Annotated in this window: 13 protein-coding genes; 5 read left to right on the plus strand and 8 right to left on the minus strand. The window is 56.3% G+C overall.

Going from position 1 to position 18,357, the window contains the following annotated elements; genetic code table 11:
- Positions 1–95: 95 nt before the first annotated feature.
- Positions 96–824 carry a urate hydroxylase PuuD gene (locus tag HY010_18775; protein MBI3477783.1) on the plus strand — a complete coding sequence of 243 codons (729 nt, stop codon included), beginning with the start codon at positions 96–98 and terminating at the stop codon, positions 822–824.
- On the opposite strand, the gene HY010_18780 is transcribed toward HY010_18775, so the two are convergent.
- Positions 803–1,687: a helix-turn-helix transcriptional regulator gene (locus HY010_18780; protein ID MBI3477784.1), complete on the minus strand. Its 885-nt coding sequence runs from the start codon at positions 1,685–1,687 to the stop codon at positions 803–805. The genes HY010_18775 and HY010_18780 overlap by 22 nt on opposite strands.
- A gap of 105 nt (positions 1,688–1,792) precedes the next feature.
- Between HY010_18780 and HY010_18785 the strand changes: the two genes are divergently transcribed.
- Positions 1,793–2,410, plus strand: coding sequence for a cytochrome P460 family protein (locus HY010_18785; protein MBI3477785.1), 618 nt, complete (start codon positions 1,793–1,795; stop codon positions 2,408–2,410).
- 93 nt (positions 2,411–2,503) lie between these two features.
- On the opposite strand, the gene HY010_18790 is transcribed toward HY010_18785, so the two are convergent.
- The 4 genes from HY010_18790 to HY010_18805 all read right to left on the minus strand — a co-directional run bounded on the left by HY010_18790 (position 2,504) and on the right by HY010_18805 (position 7,657).
- The gene (locus HY010_18790; GenBank protein MBI3477786.1) at positions 2,504–4,540 is read right to left on the minus strand and encodes an alkaline phosphatase family protein; all 2,037 of its coding nucleotides are present in this window, start codon (positions 4,538–4,540) and stop codon (positions 2,504–2,506) included.
- Between the two features lie 95 nt (positions 4,541–4,635).
- A complete protein-coding gene (locus tag HY010_18795) occupies positions 4,636–5,442 on the minus strand; it encodes a hypothetical protein (GenBank protein ID MBI3477787.1) in 807 nt (268 codons plus the stop codon).
- Position 5,443: 1 nt separating this feature from the next.
- Positions 5,444–5,650: a hypothetical protein gene (locus HY010_18800; protein MBI3477788.1), complete on the minus strand. Its 207-nt coding sequence runs from the start codon at positions 5,648–5,650 to the stop codon at positions 5,444–5,446.
- 72 nt (positions 5,651–5,722) lie between these two features.
- On the minus strand, positions 5,723–7,657 hold the full coding sequence (locus HY010_18805) for an alkaline phosphatase family protein (protein MBI3477789.1): 1,935 nt from the start codon (positions 7,655–7,657) through the stop codon (positions 5,723–5,725).
- A gap of 297 nt (positions 7,658–7,954) precedes the next feature.
- Between HY010_18805 and HY010_18810 the strand changes: the two genes are divergently transcribed.
- Complete coding sequence (locus HY010_18810) at positions 7,955–9,667, plus strand: sulfatase-like hydrolase/transferase (GenBank protein ID MBI3477790.1); 1,713 nt, start codon at positions 7,955–7,957, stop codon at positions 9,665–9,667.
- 28 nt (positions 9,668–9,695) lie between these two features.
- Here the strand turns inward: HY010_18810 and HY010_18815 are convergent, their stop codons facing one another.
- Both HY010_18815 and HY010_18820 read right to left on the minus strand, forming a co-directional pair.
- Positions 9,696–11,759: a sulfatase-like hydrolase/transferase gene (locus HY010_18815; GenBank protein ID MBI3477791.1), complete on the minus strand. Its 2,064-nt coding sequence runs from the start codon at positions 11,757–11,759 to the stop codon at positions 9,696–9,698.
- A gap of 111 nt (positions 11,760–11,870) precedes the next feature.
- The gene (locus tag HY010_18820; protein ID MBI3477792.1) at positions 11,871–15,332 is read right to left on the minus strand and encodes a TonB-dependent receptor; all 3,462 of its coding nucleotides are present in this window, start codon (positions 15,330–15,332) and stop codon (positions 11,871–11,873) included.
- Positions 15,333–15,636: 304 nt separating this feature from the next.
- Here HY010_18820 and HY010_18825 point away from each other — a divergent pair, with 304 nt between their 5' ends.
- Both HY010_18825 and HY010_18830 read left to right on the plus strand, forming a co-directional pair.
- Positions 15,637–16,020 carry a DUF309 domain-containing protein gene (locus HY010_18825; protein MBI3477793.1) on the plus strand — a complete coding sequence of 128 codons (384 nt, stop codon included), beginning with the start codon at positions 15,637–15,639 and terminating at the stop codon, positions 16,018–16,020.
- Between the two features lie 114 nt (positions 16,021–16,134).
- The gene (locus tag HY010_18830) at positions 16,135–17,238 is read left to right on the plus strand and encodes a DegT/DnrJ/EryC1/StrS family aminotransferase (protein MBI3477794.1); all 1,104 of its coding nucleotides are present in this window, start codon (positions 16,135–16,137) and stop codon (positions 17,236–17,238) included.
- Positions 17,239–17,257: 19 nt separating this feature from the next.
- On the opposite strand, the gene HY010_18835 is transcribed toward HY010_18830, so the two are convergent.
- Positions 17,258–18,268 carry an SH3 domain-containing protein gene (locus tag HY010_18835; protein ID MBI3477795.1) on the minus strand — a complete coding sequence of 337 codons (1,011 nt, stop codon included), beginning with the start codon at positions 18,266–18,268 and terminating at the stop codon, positions 17,258–17,260.
- Positions 18,269–18,357: the final 89 nt, after the last annotated feature.

Below are 18,357 nucleotides of genomic sequence, written 5' to 3' on the forward strand. Positions count from 1 at the left end.
CGCTTTTCAACCGCCTGTCCCAACCCTCTGTTCATCGGCCATTTGCGTTTTACAGGCTGCGGTCTACAATCGTCAGTTCCAGATAGGAGACCTGCGTGATCGACGTCACCCTTCCCCCCGATTCCAAGACTAACTTCCTGATGCTGTTTCGCTGGCTCCATTTCATCGCGGGCATAGCCTGGATCGGATTCCTGTATTTCTTCAACCTGGTCAACGTTTCATTCATGAAAGAGTTGGACCCGGCAACCAAGGGCAAAGTCTTCCCTCCCCTCATGACTCGCACCTTGTGGTGGTTTCGCTGGGGATCGTTCGTCACCGTGCTCACCGGCTTGGCAATTTGGGGCAGTATCGTCGCTTCCGACGCCCGCTATGGTGGTGCGACCTCGGGAGGCGCCATGAGGACCTTCTTCGGGATCTGGACGGCGGTGTGGGCTCTCATGTATGCCTGCGTCATTCCAGGCAAGGGTCCGCTCAACAAGGGTCCGGTGCTGGCGGTGGTGTACACGATCATCGTGCTGCTCGCGAGCTGGCTCTTCCTCCGTTTCAACAATCACGGATGGGAAGGCAATCGTCTGCTGGCAATCGGAATCGGCGGCGGCATCGGATGGGTGATGATGCTCAATGTCTGGGGCGTCGTCTGGCGGGTCCAAAAGAAGATCATTCGATGGACACAAGACCAGGCTAGCAACGGCACGCCCATGCCGGACAAAGCTGCCTATCTTTCGAGGCAGGCATTTCTCGTGGCACGCGCGAATTTCGTGCTCTCGTTCCCGATGCTCTTTCTGATGGGGGCGGCCAGTCACTATCCGATGTTCTTGAAATAGCTCGAGGATTGTTCGGCCGGGCGGAGCTGCTTCTGGCCCCAAAACATTTCGCGAAATTTTGCCGGGCTGACCGCGGTCACTCGACGGAACGTACGCGTAAAGTGGCTTTGATCCGCAAATCCGAGTGCCATGCTGATTTCGGCAATCGAGACTTCAGGCACTCGCATCCGCTCGCATGCCGCCCGCACTCGCAAGCGATGCACGTGCTCCCCGATTCCCTCGCCAACGTATTTCCGGAAGACACGGGAAAGATGTACAGGATGAACGCCCGCTTCGCGGCTTAGATCGTCCAGCGTAAGACGCTCGGCATACTGCACGGCCAGCTTGTCGATGATCCGGTTGAGCCATGCGGGGCGGTGCGACTTGCCATCGGCCGGAATACGGGCCGTGGCAGCCATGAGTTCGGCCAGCAGGCTCTCGACGGAAAGCTCGTCGGGGCTCTTGCTACCGTTCACTTCCCGGAAGAGCTTCATTCCGAGCCAGAGCAGTTCTCCCCCCTTCGTATCATCACGCGCAATATCTAGGGAAGCGGAACAATCCGCCAGCCGGGTTCGCCAGCTGGGCCAGATTTCAATCTCAAAAAAGCGCGCTCCCGAAGGGCCGACCTCATCCTGGTGCGGAACCCCTCCCGGACGAAAATGTACTGTAAACGGCCGGAATTGACGGTCTTCCCGACCGTAACGCTCTCCGTACGAGCCTTCCATCAGCACGGCGAAAAAAGAAAGCTCATGAGCGTGCGAGGGCAATTTTCTGGGCGAGGTGTGCCGCAGGTCTGTGAAAATGGCATCGCATTGCTCATGCCGGCTCTGCACTGCGCCATAGAAGTTACCTGCGCCCAGAGCCTGTCCGCCCGCCTGTGCCATGCATGCTCCTCACGTTGAAAGGTTGTCTTTGTTCTAGACGCCGCCCTACCGACTTCGTTAGCTTGGAACGCAACACTCGTGATTCTCTATTTGGAGGAGTTTCAAATGTTACGTTTCTGGCTGCTGATTGGCGTCGCCACTCTGCTATTCGCTCTGACCGGATCCAAGGCTCCGGCGAGTGCGCAATCGTCCCCGAAAAATTCCACCGCTCCTGTCTATACGGCAGACGGCAAGCTGGTGTTCCCTCCGAATTATAGGGAATGGATTTATCTGACCACGGGGCTCGACATGGACTACAGTCCCACCGTCAACCTGGCCGAACACTCCATGTTCGATAACGTCTTCGTTAACCCCGAGGCATACAAGGTGTTCGTCGCAACCGGAAAATGGCCGGACAAGACGATCTTCGTCCTCGAAGGTCGAGTTGCGGGCAGCAAAGGCTCCATCAACAAGGGCGGTCACTATCAGACCACCGAAATCATGTCGCGTTCGATCCACATGAAAGACGAATCGCGCGGCGGATGGGCATTCTACGGTTTCGGCGATGGCCCGAATGGCGACCACATTCCTCAGACCGCAGTCTGCTACTCCTGTCATGCTGATCACGGGGCGGTCGATACGACGTTCGTGCAGTTCTATCCAACGTTGCTGGATATCGCGAAGCAGAAGGGGACGTTCAGCGCCGCATATTTGAAAGAACAAGCCGCAGCGGAAAAAAAGTAGTTGTAGAGACGGGGCTTGCCCCGTCTCGGCCGCCCACGGCACGGATGCTGCCATCAGAGACGCGGCAAGCCGCGTCTCTGCGGCGGGTTCTCGTTAGCCCGCGAGGTTCCAGGCTTTGCCGTCAAAGTGCGAGGGCAGCGGCAATCCAAACAGCGTGAGAATCGTGGGAGCCACGTCCGCGATATGCGGCTTGTCTTCCACGAACTTGTGGCTGGAAAATAGAACACCGGGCACGAGCCGCGGATCGATACAGTGATCGCCGCTCCAGGCCTTGAGATTGTCTTCAAAAACCTGACCCGTCACTTTTCCCAGCACCGAATCCCATGACGCACGATATCCTGCGCCGTAACCGACCAGTAGATCGGGGGCGTTCTCGCTGTACGGGCCGGTGTACACGTTGTCGGTAATGAACACGCCCGTAATTCCAACAGCGCCCGAGTCGGGATCTTTCAATCCGTTCAGTTTTTGCTGGAGTTCTTTCTTCAATGCGTCCGCTTCGGCCGGATCGACGATACCCTGCTTCTCACGGCCCTTCAGGTTGAGATACAAGCCGTTCAGCCCCATGGTGTACGCACGAGTCTTCGACCAATCGACGTCTTCGAACCAATCGCCGCTCTCCGTCTTCACACCCTTGAGGGCAAGGTATCCGTTCTGATGGAGCCATGCGTTCAGGTTCATACAACGCGCAAACGACTTGAAACCATGATCGGAGATGACGAGTAGCAGCGTGTCATCATCGATTTTCTCCATCACGCGGCCAATCAACTTATCCATCTTCTGGTAAAGCTCGGGAATGACTTGTGGACGATCCCCCTGGGGGACGTCGCGTGCCGCCGGATGATCCAGGTCAAGATAGCGCCAGAACATATGCTGAATGCGGTCGGTGGTGTCGAACACGCATGTACAGAGTCCCTGCTGCGTCTTTTCGAGTGCATCAAACAACATGCGCTCGCGGTCCTCGTGATTGGAATAGCACTGCGCGAGGAACGCATCGTCGTCGAGCACGTGTTCGTTCAGAGCCCACGTATCTTCCGCAAGTCCCAGCGTTGCGTACGGTCCGAATAGTTTCGCGAGATAGATGGAGTACGTCACCGGGTGCGAGATGGGAAGGTCAGGGTGTCCGGGATCGATGTTCACCGGTGAAACGTAGACTTCGACTTCGGGCGACACTTCTTTCAGATAGAAGCGGCAGATGCCGTGTGCGTTGAAACCCAGGCCAGCTTTGAATTCGACCGTCGTCCAGTCAGAGTATTCGCCGACCTTCAGCGTGAATTTTTCTGAGCCGACCACAAATCGAGCCTGCTGGGCAGAGGCGTCCGGCCGCACTTCGAACTTGAAGCGCATTTCATGGCCGGCGGTTTCGGCGATCGGATTATCCGGACCCGGAACGTAGGAATGACAGACTCCGTTGCGGCGCTCCATCGGCACGCGCACGCCGCCTTCGCGAAATTTGTCGTCAGACATGCGTGTCGTGCACAGACAAAAAGTCCCTTGACTGCCTTTCAGATCCGGAACGCACATCCCTGAAAGCAGAACTCCAGAAAATTTCTCCGGCGGAAACGTCACCGGTACGCGAATCACGGAACTAAATATCCCCGCTTTCCCCAGCCAGTGCCAGAAAGGAGTTCCCTTCCTCATGTTCTTGATCTCGGTCTTGCCGAACGGAATGGAATATTTTCCGATTTTGATTTGACGCGTCGGTCCTTTGATTTCAGCCGATGACAAGAACGGCAGGTAGTTACTGGTGTCGCGCGCCAGAAAATCGTAGATGTTGTGTTTCCCCGGATTCACTCCCGTCATGAACGTTGACCATGCCACGGGCGAAATCGCCGGGAAGGTGGTGCGCAGTTTTGTGAATGTACCCTTCCCTTTCAACTTTGCAAGATTGGGTAGCTTGCCTTCGTTCATGAAGCGATCAGCCAGTTCCGGATCCATGCCGTCAAATCCCAGGATCACGGCGCGCTTGAACTTGGCTTTGCCGAACGCATTGCGATTGCGAATCTTCCGGAACAACTGGCGCACGGGCCAGGTCATCAAGGCGTAAAGAGAATACAGAAACGCAACAAAGATCGCCCAGAACGACGACAACACGGCAAAACCCGCGCCCGGACCGGCGTACGCATTCGCCATGCACGGGAGGAGCACCACGGCCAGAACCAGAAATAAGCGATGCCGCATTTGAGGTCGTCGCACGCGGACGAGGACGTCCGCGCCACACAGTCTGCTCATACTTTGATCCCCAGAAGTTCTTTGAAGATGAATCCGGCGATCATCGAAAGGATGAAGAAAAGCCAGATCCAGTTGATCTCGTATCCCGCGAGGTCAATGTTGCGCTCGGGATAGTCGATGGCGATCGAGTCGACAGGACTGTTGTCCGGCAACGCGGATTCGGTCGAACTGAAAACTCGTTCCCAGAATTGTCCGCGAAGACGCACGGGCGACACACGCACCAGCTCCGGCGATACGTGGAGCGACTTGCTCACCGTCTGACCGGAGGCTGTGAGCTTCACATCATAGGTGCCATCTTTGCTGGCCGCCAGGCGCCAAATGATTTCGTTCGCTGCCGAAGCGTGGACGGGGGGCGCGGTCATCGTAACTTCCGGCGGCAGTTCGAGAGAGACATCGCTCAGAATGTCGGCGTTGCTTACGTGGACAGTCAACAGAAACGGCGCGTTCGCTGGAATGCCGGTCGTTCCCAGATAGCGGTCCAGTTGAACGATCAAAAATGTAATTGGGATGATGACGTAGAGCAGCGGCATGAACGCCAGTTTCAGATAGCGCCCCGTGCCGCGCAGGATGCGGCCGTAGGATCCCATCACTACGTGGATCTGATCCTGAAACAGCCGCACCGCGAGCAGGTGCGCCTTCAACTGGTCTTTCGCGATCCCAATCGCTTTTTGATCCGAGGTGTAGCCGAACAGCACGATCATCACCAATCCGATAACGATCGAGAACTCGACGACGATCGCGAGTGGGCTGGTCAGCCAGTTAAGCGCGAGGACCGCGGCCATGGATTGGAGAAGAGTGATCAAGCTACTCGATGTACCCCAGGCCGCGCAGGCGTTTCTGCACATCTTCCTTGGAGGTGTTGCTTTCCTCGGGCGGCATGATTTTTTTGATTTCTTTTTCCAGCATGTGAATCACGAATTCGTCGACTGATTCGTAGCCGGCGATGTCGGAGCACTGTTTCACTTTTTCCAGCAACTCGCCTTCGATCTTTACCTTGTGTGAACCGAACATTGATCCTCCGTACAAAACCCGTGTCGATTGGCACCGCTAAACGCGCCCCGCGAATAAAGCAAGATCTACGATTCAGCGTGCGCCAAAGACCGATTGCCCCTTCATCTCCGGCCTTTTCGCGATTCCGAATTCGGCAAGAATCGTCGGCGTGATGTCGGTCAGTGCTGGGTCCAGTGCATCAATCTTACGATTGCTCAAAAGCACGCCCGGCACTTTCGTATAGTCCATGCAGTGGTCACCGCTCCACGGATTCGAATTGTCCTCGAAGATGTCTGGCGGAAACGCGCCCAGGATTGTCTTCCATCCTGCGCGATAGCCGCGGTTGTATCCGACAAGCGCATCGGGACCGGAGCTAGCGTACTGCCCCTGATAAACTTCGCTCGCCAGATCCACGCGTGTGATCGCCTGCGAACTGTCTTTTGGATCTCGAACATCAGTCAATTTCTGCCGGATTTCCCGCAACAAAGCATCCGCCTTCGCGTTCTCGACAATACCCTCGCGCTCGCGTCCACGGATATTCGCATACAGGCCGTTGAGTCCGAGGCCATAGGCTCGCGTATGGCTCCAGTCGACCTCAGCAAAAGGCTCGTTCGGATCTGCCGACGCACCGTCTTTCAACGCGATGTAGCCGTTCTGCAGCAACCATGTATTTAGATTGAATGACCGCCGGTAGGGCGCGAAGCCATGATCGGAGAGGACGAGGAGAGTCGTATCACTGTCAATCTTGGCCAGTACTTCTCCAAGCACCTGGTCGATCTGTTTGTAAAAGTCTTCCAGCGCCGTTCCGTACTGCGTCGCCAAAGCTGCGTCGTAGGCGGGATGCGACGGGTCCGTGTGCCGCCACATCATATGCGCATTTAGATCGAGACTCGAAAAATAGAAGAAGAACAAACCCTGGTGAAACTTCGGGAACTCCGCGTCAAACGCGCGCCGATGTTCGGCCAAAACCGTTCGTGATTGCTCGAGAAATTCTTTATCGTCGAGCACTCCGTCGGACAGCGCCTTGGTATCTTCCGCAATTCCCTGCGTGTGATACTCGCCAATTTCCTTGGCCAGGTCTTTTGAATAACTGGACGGCGTCGAAATCGGCAGCGCCGGATTGGCGGGATCAATATTGATCGGCGAAACGTAGAGCTGGAATCTTGGATGTGCTTGCTTAAGGAAAAACCGGCAGATACCCCTCACTTTGCCGATGATTGGCATCAGTTGAAATTCAACGGGCGTCCAACCGCTCCACTCGCCTTCCTTCAAAACAAAACGCTGGTTCTGAAAAGAAATGCGCGCCACCGGTTCCAGCGGATCGACGTCCACCGTGAACGACTCGGTTGCGGCCGGCGAATCCTTGCGGAAACTATTCGCCGGACCCATCAGACTGCTCGCAACGTGATTGTTCTGCACTTCGACTTGGATGACTTCTCCGCCTTCAACCGCACCTGCAACCGCAGTTGCATCGTCGGTGTAAAACGTGAAAGTGCCGTACGTGCCCCGCAGATCAGGCGTTCCCATGCCAGAAAGAGTCTTCCCCTTCGCGCTGATGGGAGGAAAATTTGCCGGGATGCGATAGACGGAGTTCGTAATTCCGTGGTCGTCTAGAATTTCCCAGAACGCTTTGCCTTGTCGAAGTTGCTCCGCGCTTCCCGACCCTAGCGGAACGACCCAATTGCCGATGTGCCAGCTGTGCTTCGGGCCCTCCACCTTCGAAGTCGAAAAGAAGAGCTGGAAGTTCTTCGGGTCGCGGTGGATGAAATCGAAAATTCCGTGACCTCCGGCATTCATCCCGGTGATCAGGTTCGACCACGCCACCGGGCTCTGCGGTGGAATGCTGGTCGTCAACTTACGGAACGATCCTTGTTGCGCCAGGCGGGAGAAGTTCGGCATCTTGCCTTCTGCCATGAACTTGGTCAGAAGATCAGGATCCATCCCATCGATCCCAAGGATGACGAGTTTCTTGCCGCTCGCCGCTCCACCCTGGGCGCGCTGGCAGGAAAGAAATAGAACGGGCAGCATTGCACAAACCAACAGCGCGCACACGCTTCCCCGCATTGTCTTGTTCTGCAGCACTCTCACGCTCAGTGGTCCACTTTCACCGGATCGTACCGACTCGACAGTTGGCAGCCAAGAATACGATATCCCCGGGGTGATGAGGGATGGGACAGCCAGATCAACAGGTTACCAAATTGTCACCTGCACGGGACCAGACGTCAAGCCAGAAGCACGCTTCGAAAGAGGCGCTATCAGGGCAGTTTTGGCGGATTCCGGTCGTCCCCCTTTGCGCCACGCAACCTAGGAATTACACTCAATTTCATGGTTCGAGGAATCATCCTACGGAAAACCCTGCTATCCCTGGGCCTTCTTCTTAGCAGCACATTTTTAGCTGCTGCCGCCAAGCCTAACCTGATCCTGGTCACTCTCGACTCAACCCGCGCGGACCGCATGGGTTTTCTGGGGGCGAAGCCGGGAATCACTCCTAACCTTGACCGCCTGGCGAGTACCAGCCTGGTCTTTGAGCACGCCTACGCACAGGCCCCGGGGACGGTTGTGTCGCACGCCACGATCCTTTCTGGGGCTTATCCGCAGGCCACCAGCATGAGTGAGATTGGGGGTTCTCTACCCGCGGCATTGCCCTATCTTCCAGACCTGCTGAAGGCGCAGGGATACCACACCGCAGCCTTCGTGGGATCCATTCAACTCGATCCGCGCAATGGTTTGGCGCAAGGATTCGATCGCGGATTCCAGACTTACGAGGCTGGATTTCGTCCCCCAATCGGGGGAGACGCCAAGCCGGCGGTCACGACACGTTCGGCTGGGCTAGTTGTCAGCAGCGCCCTTGCTTGGATCACACGCAATGCCCAGGGACCGATGTTGGTCTGGATCCATCTAAGCGATCCCCAGACCGCGTCCCCTTCGTATGGCGCAGCCATCACTGCCACCGATACGGCAATTGGCAAGCTATTGACAGGACTGAAGCAGCAGAAGCTTGATGCCAACACTGCCGTGCTGGTGGTAGCGGATCACGGCGAGAGCCTGGGAGCTCATGGCGAAGATGGCCATGGCGTTTTCCTGTACGACGAGACGATCCACGTCCCACTGCTGTTGAAGCTCGCCGAAGCGCAGCCGACAACCAAACGCATCGCGGCCAAAGTTCGGCTGGTGGATATTGCGCCGACTTTGCTGGAAGTAGCAGGCATTCCGGTCCCATCGCAGATGCAGGGACAATCACTTTTACGAATCGCCAAAGCCAGCACGAGCGCCGACCAGCCTGTCTATTCGCGCAGCGACTTGCCGTCGCGCGGATTCGGCTGGAGTCCGCTTGAGTCGTGGCGAGCAGGAAAATTTCTTTACGTCCGGGCGCCCAAGCCTGAACTCTATGATCTGACTGCCGATCCCGACGCGACCCGCAATCTGGCGCAGAGTTCCAAAGCCACTCTCGACACGCTGGCTGGACAGCTCGACAACTTCGACCGGCGTTTCAGCGGCGATGCAGGCAAATCGTCGAATGCACAACTCAACTCCGCCGAAATGCAAAAGCTCGCGTCGCTCGGTTATGTCGGATTGCAGAAGTCATCCGGCTCGTCAGCGGCCGTAATTGGCACCGACCCCAAGGACAAGATCGCCACCGCGAACAAGATCGCGGACGCGGCGATTGCATTCGATCAAGGTAAAGGCGACCGCGCTATCGCGGCTCTCACCCCTCTCATTTCCTCCGACCCTGGACTGTATCTGGCGGAGTACACGCTGGGCGCAGCCCTCGCCCAAAAAGGACAGCATGCCGAAGCCGTAAAGCATCTCCACAAGGCGATCGAACTCCAGCCTGATTCAGCCTGGGCACACTACCGGATGGGCGCCAGCCTCGTAAAGACCGGCGATTTCAAGACCGCAGCCGTCCATCTGGAGATCGCAGCAGAACGCTTGCCAGGATTCAGTCCTGCGCACGTCGCGTTAGCGGAAGCCTATGAGAAGTTGGGGCGAGCAGAGGACGCAAAGCGAGAAAAGCTCCGCTCGGGACCCGCTCACTAGTTGCCAAGAAATCTTTGGGGTGTCACTGCTATTTGGACGATGGCTTTGCCGCCGATTTCAGGCGCTCCGCTTCTTGATGTTCGCGTTCGGCGTTGGCCCTCTGACCTAGCCGCGCGTACGCGTCCGATAGAAACATGTGAGGATTCGGGTCGTTGGGCTGTAGTCTCGCAGCCTTCTTGAGGGGTACAAGTCCCTGGGAAGGTTTATCCTGCAAGACCAGCATGCGTCCGAAGACAAGGTTCGCGCGAAAGTCGTCGGGAGTAATTTTCAGCACTGCTTCAAGTTCTCGACGCGAGTCGTCCATCCGTCCGACTTGTCCGTAGGCGGCAGCCAACGAAAAGTGCAAGGCGCCCCACTTGGGTGATTTTTGGACTGCAGCCTCAAAATGGGGTATCGAACCAACCCAGTCCCCGGTGGCAGACAGTGCTAAGCCCAGTTCGTACTGCGGCATCAATACGTCGGGGCGCATTTCCACTGCTTTCCTCAGAACGGGAACAGCCTGATCGTAATCCTTGAGCCAGCTGTATGCCGTACCGAGTTGCATGTAGGCCATGGGGATACCGGGATCCGTGGTTAAAACCTTCTGCAAGCGTGTGATGGCTTCCTCGTATTGATTGTTTTCAATGTTCAGAATGGCATCATGCAGCAGGTTAACGGTTCCAATCTTATCTTTGGGATCGGCTCCGGTGTCTTGAATCCCAGCCCCTACCTTCACGTCGTCATCCACCTGGGACGCAACATATCCGAGAGCGTTCAGCTTCTCTTGGGCTTCGGGATCGGGCGCCACTTTGGGTGCGTTCGTGGTGCTGGCCGTCTTTTTCCGAAATTCGATCGTCTTCTGAGTCAGCGTGTCCGTAATAGCCTTGGCGGTGTCAGAGAGATTACGTTCAGCCTGCGGATCGGTGGACTGGTCGTACAACTCCTTGCGTGGGGCGTCGACAAAAAGATATTTGCCAGTACGCAGAGCGTGCACAGAGCTAAATCCGAAGGCCTTCCTTGGATAGAGCGTTTCCGCGAAAGCAGGGCGATCGGCTTCTGACAGTCCTGGATCGCCAGGATGAGCTTTCATCGCCGCGAGGAGCGAGGTACCTTGAATCGAGCCGGGAACGGGTATGGCCAATGCCTGGAGAATGGTCGGAGTTACATCCACCAGAGACGCCCGGTTTTCAAGTTGCTTGCCTGCCGACGCGTTCCCGGGCAATTTCATGACGAGCGGTACATGGATGGTTTCGTCGTAAAGAAAAACACCATGAGCCGTTTCGCCGTGATCTCCCAGGGATTCGCCGTGATCGGCCATCACGGAAATCAGAGTGTCTTTGTAGAGGCCCTTCGAGCGCAGTGACTCCAGAAATTTTCCAACCACCGAATCTACGTAGGCAATCTCGCCATCGTAAGCAGCATCGGCGTACTTGGTCTTAAAAGGCTCCGGCGGATCGTAGGGATCGTGCGCATCGTAAAAATGGAGCCAGAGGAAGAAGGAGCCGGGACGCTGCTTGGCCAGCCAACTCTGTGCGCGCGCAACGACTTCCTCTGCTCGACGCTCGATGCTCTGATAGCGATCCTCTCGCGGACGGCGGCGGTGAAACCCAGCATCGTAAACGTCAAACCCGCGGTCAAAGCCGGGCGCTGACCCTTGAATCGGATCGAGAATCACCGAAGACACGAACGCTGCTGTTCGATAGCCACGGGCATGGAGGATGTCGGGTAAGTACGGAATGTCCTTACCGAGGCGCGATCCAAAATCATCCACATGGTTGAACTGGGGATAGGTGCCAGTCAGGATGGTCGCGTGCGAAGGCGGAGTCAGAGGGACGTGAGAATACGCCCGCGTGAAGACAACTCCATCTTTGGCCAGGAGGTCAAGATTCGGAGTCAGGCCGCGCTTTGATCCAAGAAAATCCATCCGGTCGGCTCGGACGGTATCGAGTGTGATGAGGATAACGTTGTTGGACTGCGCCTTCGAGCGAGCTGTTGACTGGGTGCCAGGCTTGGTTTTCTGACTCTGACCTGGGAGTGACGCTTTAGGCTGTTGGGCCGCAGCGACCCAGTACGTTAGAAAAACAAGAACTAAAGCCCGTTGCAGAAGCCGCATAGGATAACAAAATTCTACACGCACGCAATCCATCGTGGCGAATCGTGAAGGAGCAAAAAAAATAGGCCGGCCTTTCGGCCGGCCTTAAAGAACTGACAGCTCCTGCTGTGGCTAGAAATCGAACCGCAGCGCGAGCTGTGTGACTCTCGGATTGGCAACGGTAGCCGTGGAGGCACCGAATGAACCCGACGTAATGTTCCCGACCGGAACCGCGAAATTCGCTCGGTTCAGGAGGTTGAAGAAGTTCGCCTGGAACTGAAGAGCCGTGCGTTCCGTGATCTTGAACTTCTTGGCAAAACTCATGTCAATGTTCTGGAAGTTAGGTCCATACAGAGTATTGCGACCTGTCTGTCCGGTGCCAGGGCCTTCACACCAGAGACCATCGTTGACGCTCGCAGGACATTGAAGGTCGACACCCGGAACAAAGGACTGGTTAATACCACGGAGTCTTCCGAACTTCGTAGTATCGAAATATCCAGCAGCGGGGCTTGCTCCCGTGAGCACACTAGTGATGGACCCCGTACCGTTGTAGGCCAGGCGATCGTTGCTGGTGCCATTCTTGTTCGCGTCGTTGCTGCTGTTCGTGGAGAACAGGGAGAACGGAACGCCGGATTGCAGAGAGACGATAGCCGAAGTTGACCATCCGCTCAGCCATCGATTGCCCTTGAAGATAGGCAGTTCATAGCTGTAGCTGAGGACAAACCGGTGCTTCACGTCGAAGTCGGCTGGCCCGCGATCAAGACCGATGTTGCCGCTATCGGTCGGGTTCAGAGTCTGTCCACGAGGCGTAAACGCATCGCTGATTTCGTCGATGGCCTTCGACCAGGTGTAGTTGGCGTTGAACTGCAAGCCGTTCGAAAAGCGTTTGGTCAAAGTCGTCTGCAAAGCATTGTAGTTAGAGTTGAAACCATTCGTGCGCAGGTTGATGTTGCCGACGGATGGGTTGGGCCGCAGACTGTCGGTTTGCAGACCAGCCGTGCGTCCGGGATAGGTATTCAAGTTGGCGATGCCAACCAACTTACGTCCCCAGGTTCCGACGTAGTTCGTGTCCAAAACCAGGTTCCTTGCAAGCTCGTACTGGAAACCGAAGTTGGTTTGCTCGTAGTACGCCGTCTTCAGATTCTGGTCGATCGCGCGTGGATTCGGCGTATTCAAATTGCTGCCGAACAGCGCCTGGGCGCCAAACGGGACGGTATAGGCACCCGGAAGCGATTGAGCGCTCTGGAAGAAGATGGTGGCTACCGAGAATTTAGGCGGATTGAACCGGAGGTTCTCGAAGATGTTGTTGTACATCCGGTCATACGCAATGCCGAAGCCGCCACGAATTACAAATTTCTGTTTTCCAAAAGCGTCCCAGGCAAAACCAATTCGAGGAGAAAAGTTGTTGAGATCTTTTTTCCAGATCTCACTGTCTTTGATCTGGAACGTTGAGGTTGCAAATCCGGCGTACACCGGGTTGTTAAGCGGAAAGAACTGGTTCTCACTGTCGGTTACGATCGGAGTAGCCTTCGACCCAGTAAAGAGGTTCGAGTCCAGACCCTTTTGGAAGTTGTGCGGGGGCCCAAAGTAGTCCCAGCGTACTCCCAGGTTCAATGTCAGACGCGGCGTAACGCGCCAGTCATCCTGTACGTAAGCCGCGAGTTCGTTGGCCCGGAAACCACGGTAGTAAATGGGACGAGTCGCAGGATTCTTGGTGGGATCAATGGAAGCCTGTGCATAGAACCACGAACCGTAATAGGTATAACCGAAAACCGACTGATCAACATCCCCACCGAACTTACCGTCGGTCAAGATGTCTTCCACACCGTAGGGCAGGAAGAACCCATTGAACTGTGTGAAGAAGCTCGAGCCGTTCCGGGTCCGGTCGTAGCTGGCGCCGATCTTGATATTGTGTTTGCCTTTGGTAACCGAGAGGTCGTCCTTGTACTGAAACTCGTTCTCGGTAAAGAACTGCGGAAGTCCGCTGCTGTTGCCGTAGGCGCCCGCATAAGGGTCAAACGCAGTGACGATCGAAGGCACTCCAGCGGCGCTAGAAGCAGCATCGCCGGGGAAGTTCGCGGTGTGACGGGTATATGCAACCCGGGCCTGGTTCAAGATGGTCGGACTGAACGTGTGCGACCAGGTTATTCCCGCATTCATCGCGCGCGCATGGTTGGGAAGCGGCAATCCAAAAGTGGAGTCACCACCGTTCCATTGCGTAACGGAATCAGCATTGTCATACAGATAGGTGCCGGTAAGACTGTCGTTGGTTCCGAGTTTGTGATCGACTTTCGTTGTGTAGCGAGACTGGTTGAGAGTAAACGCCTGGGGAACATTGATGTTGCCGAAAACATGGACCGGATACTGGATGCCAGCGGTATAAGCTCCGCCTCCGAAGAAGTCCTGCTCGGTAAAGGTGCAATTAGAACTGGAGCCGCAAACCGGCACGCCCTGCGGTGCAAGGTTGGTGCTGTAGATGGGTCCCAGCGTCGACGAATCCGCAAATCCATCCGGGCAGGTTTCGCCCGTAAACTGCATGCAGACGCCGCCCGGATCGCTCTCCATGAACGTCTGGAATTGGCCATTGTTTACGAAATCAATGAAATCCTGCGTCAACACGTGGCCGCTGAGTGGTGAAGCACTGCGGTCCCGACGGAACTCCGTGGTGAAGAAGAAGAACGTCTTGTCCTTGATGATCGGTCCGCCAAAGGAACCGCCAAATTGGTTACGGACCAGTGAGTCCTTGATGCCCGCGGCGTTCGAGAAGAAACTGTTGGCCGCAAGAGCCTGGACGCGGTTGTATTCAAACAACGAACCGTGCCACTGGTTGCTACCGCCCTTGAGTACCGTGTCGGTTACGAATCCGCCGGCCTTGCCATATTCCGCGGAGAAGTTGTGCTCAATTACGCGATATTCTTCGATCGCGTCAGGCGAAATGGTGGTATTCGCTCCACCGGTGTTTGCAGCGATCGATCCGCCGCCGCCGAGACCCTGATCGTTGTTATCGAAGCCTTCCACTAAGTAATTGCCGGTACCGCTGCGCGTGCCGTTGACGGCTGCGCCGCGGTCGGTACCACCATTGTTCGCGTTCAAAGCGACGTTGCCCTGAACTGCGCCGGCCAGCAGCGTGACGAAGCTGTTCTGGTCGCGCGTTTCGAGCGGCATCGATTGCCAGACCCGGCGGTCAATTAGACCGGACAGCGAAGACTCCTGCGTCTGCACTTGCTGCACGCCAGCCTCGACTGTCACCTGCTCGGTGGCCGCTCCTAATTCCATTCTTGCGTCGTTCGTCGTCACGACACCAACCGAGACCACAACGTTCTGAACCTTGACGGACTTGAAGCCTTTTGCCGCAAGTTCCAGAGTGTAGCTTCCGGGCGCGACAGCGGCGAATCGATAGTTTCCGGTTGCGGTTGTCGTTGCGCTCCGGGTGTCGCCGGTGGAAGCGTTGGCTAGCTTAACTTGTGCGCCAGAGATGACGGCGCCCGATGGGTCGGTCACTTGACCGGCAAGTTCACCCTGACCACCTTGGGCCAGAAGGGTTCCCGCGCAAAAGGCGAGAACAAAAAACGCGGTGAAGAATCGAACTAGCATTGAACGAAAGGCAGATTCCATGGGAACGTCTCCTGGAAAAAAATGTTTCAATCGGTTAAGGATTGCTACTTAGGGCCATAGATACGCTGCACGCACTCGTATCCCATCCTAAAGACTTTGCAACCTGCTCTTAACAGCAACTCACATTCCAAAATAGACAGCGTGCAACCACTTCATTATGTGTAGTTTGCAATAACATAACACAGAAAATACAATTTCATGGAGAGTCCAGTATGGCCGCAATATGGAATTTGGTATTAGTCGGCGTGATTCCCCCCTCCGGGCACCACTCTCGGTATAGTTCTTGAACATGCAGGATTTCTGGGGAGACAGTCTCAATCTTTTCAATTCCGCTCGCTTTTTCGAAGCGCATGAAGCACTCGAGGACCTTTGGCGAGAAGCACCTCGCTCTGCGCCCAGGCGACGGCATCTGCAGGGGCTGGTTCAGCTCGCAGTCGCGTTCCATCACCATTCAACCGGAAATCTCGTAGGCGCCAGTTCTGTGCTAGAGCGCGCCCTCAACAATCTAGAAGAAGGAGAGCGGTCTTTTCCGGAACTGGATTTCTCACAGTTACGGCCAGAACTCAATCTCTGGATTCGGTGCATGAACGAAGATCTGCGCAATCCGGAAGCGGCACTCTCCTTCCCTCCGCTTCCTCAGTTGGTGCTTCGCGAGAAGTCGCAGTAGAGCCTCCTGCTAGAATCGGGCACAGTGAAATCCAATTCTCCAGTAACAAGAGTCGCCCACGCATCGGTGCCGCTGCTCGACTTGCGCCGTCAATATGAAGGGCTGCGCGAGGAAATGCTGGCGGCGATCGCCCGGGTATGCGACTCGCAGACTTTCATTCTGGGACCCGAGGTTGAGGCACTGGAGCGCGAGATCGCTGCTCTGGCCGGCGCTGCCGACGCGGTTGGGTGCGCTTCCGGAACAGAGGCACTCTGGTTGGCTCTGGTCGCGGCGGGCGTAAAGCCGGGAGATTTGGTCCTCACTACCGCGTTCAGTTTTTTTGCTTCCGCCAGTTCGATTGTCCGCGCGGGAGCCACTCCGGTCTTTGTGGACGTCGATGCGGCCACGCTGAATCTTGATCCCACACAAGTCGCGCGGCGATTACAAAGTATTGGTGGCAAGCATGTGCGCGCGATCCTGCCGGTCCATCTTTACGGACAGTGCGCCGACATGGATGCCTTCGACAGCCTTGCCAAAGAACATGACGTAGCCATCGTCGAGGACGCAGCCCAGGCCATTGGAGCCGAATGGTCTGGCAAGCCCGCAGGGTCACTGGGCATGACGGCCGCCTTCAGTTTTTATCCCACCAAGAACTTGAGCGCCTACGGCGATGCGGGGATCGTCACCACGACGCATCCTGAAATGGCCGAGCACATGCGACGATTGCGGAATCACGGCAGCCCTCGCCGCTACTATCACGATGAGTTTGGATGGAATGGACGCATCGATGCCATCCAGGCGGCCGTGTTGCGAGTGAAGTTGCCGCACATTGCGGACTGGAACGAGAAACGCCGCCAGCATGCCGCAACCTACGATCGCCTGTTTGAGGAAGCGGGCCTAACCTCGGGACCGGGCTTCACTCCGGTGCGATTGCTGGCACGCCGTCCACAGGCGAAACATGTCTTTCACCAGTATGTAATTCGCGCCCACCGTCGCGACGAGTTGCGTCAATTTCTCGCTGAACAGAAAATTGGCAGCGAGATTTACTACCCATTGCCGCTGCACTTGCAGCCAGTCTTTGCGTATCTGGGATTGAAAGCGGGCGACCTGCCAGTAGCGGAGCAGGCGGCGCAGGAAGTGCTCGCTTTGCCGATGTTCCCGGAACTCACAGAATCGGAGATCCAACTGGTGGTGGCCACGATTGCAGATTTCTATACGGGCGGAGTTGCAGGCGTCTAGTTGGCGGGAGTTCTTTCCACTATTGCTTTTTCTTACCCACTTCTTCTCCGGGCGCGAGCACTCTGCGCACCATCGGCGTATTCAGCTTGTACTTGCGCTCCGTCACATTCCCGCTGTCGTCCTTGACTCGAATTATGAACGTCGGGAGCATTCCTTCTTTCTCAAAATTCTCCTGCGCTACGGTGACGGGCAAACTGCCTGCGAGCCGCTCCCGGTAGGCAGTCTCGTAACGGTGACGTTTCACGTTCCATGTGAAGACGCGAATCTGACTAAAGTCAAAAGGCAGTCCGTCGCGAGGCTCGGTGAGGATAGTCAGATACTGTGCAACCTTCTTGTCGCCATCGCGCACCTCGTCGAGTACGAAATAGGCGACGATGCGCTGGCCTTCAGCGTATTGCGCCACATCCAGGGGCACATCCAGGTCGACCATGCGGGCCAGCACCCATCCCACGCGATCGTGAACGTCACGCACCAGCCACCAGTCTTCTACGACAGGCTGAGCCTCTTTCTTTTCGTCGGATTTCGCGGATGACTTCGTCGGAGGAGCGACCGTGCCAGGCCTTTCTGCAGTACTCCGCCTCAAGAGGAACATCTTCTCTCCCTGGGCGAGTTGATATAGGTGTTCGGTATCGCGTCCCGGTTCGACGTGCAGGTTCGTGCCGCTGTGCGTCGTTCCCTGTCCTTGCACGGGATCGTTCTTGCTGTCCTGCGAGAGCTTTTGTATCTGGTTGTAGACTTTTTCATTTACCAGATAGCGCTGTTCCATCCAGCCCTCGGAGCCACTCGCGCTTCTGACTCTCACAAAACGCCGATCGCGATCCAGCACTTCAACTCGCTCGCCATTCTTCACGAGTCCGGTTTTGTTGAAGACAGCCGCCACTCGATCGCGCAGATTCACCTGCGGAGCCGACACGTAACCGATTTCCAGCACACGGCCGCGGCCACGCCGACAACCTTCAAACGAGATCGTTGCCAGGAACACGAGGACTAGAGCAAGCGAGACAAGCAGTGGTTGGCGGGATTGGGGCACGGCGTTCCGTCATCACTATAGCGCGGCCGAGGCTGTCACACGTTGACTGGAAATGCACCACGGTGGGCCTGTGTTCGATAGGCAGCCCA

The sequence above is a fragment of the Acidobacteriota bacterium genome, from assembly GCA_016196065.1.
Lineage (GTDB): Bacteria > Acidobacteriota > Terriglobia > Terriglobales > Acidobacteriaceae > Acidiflorens.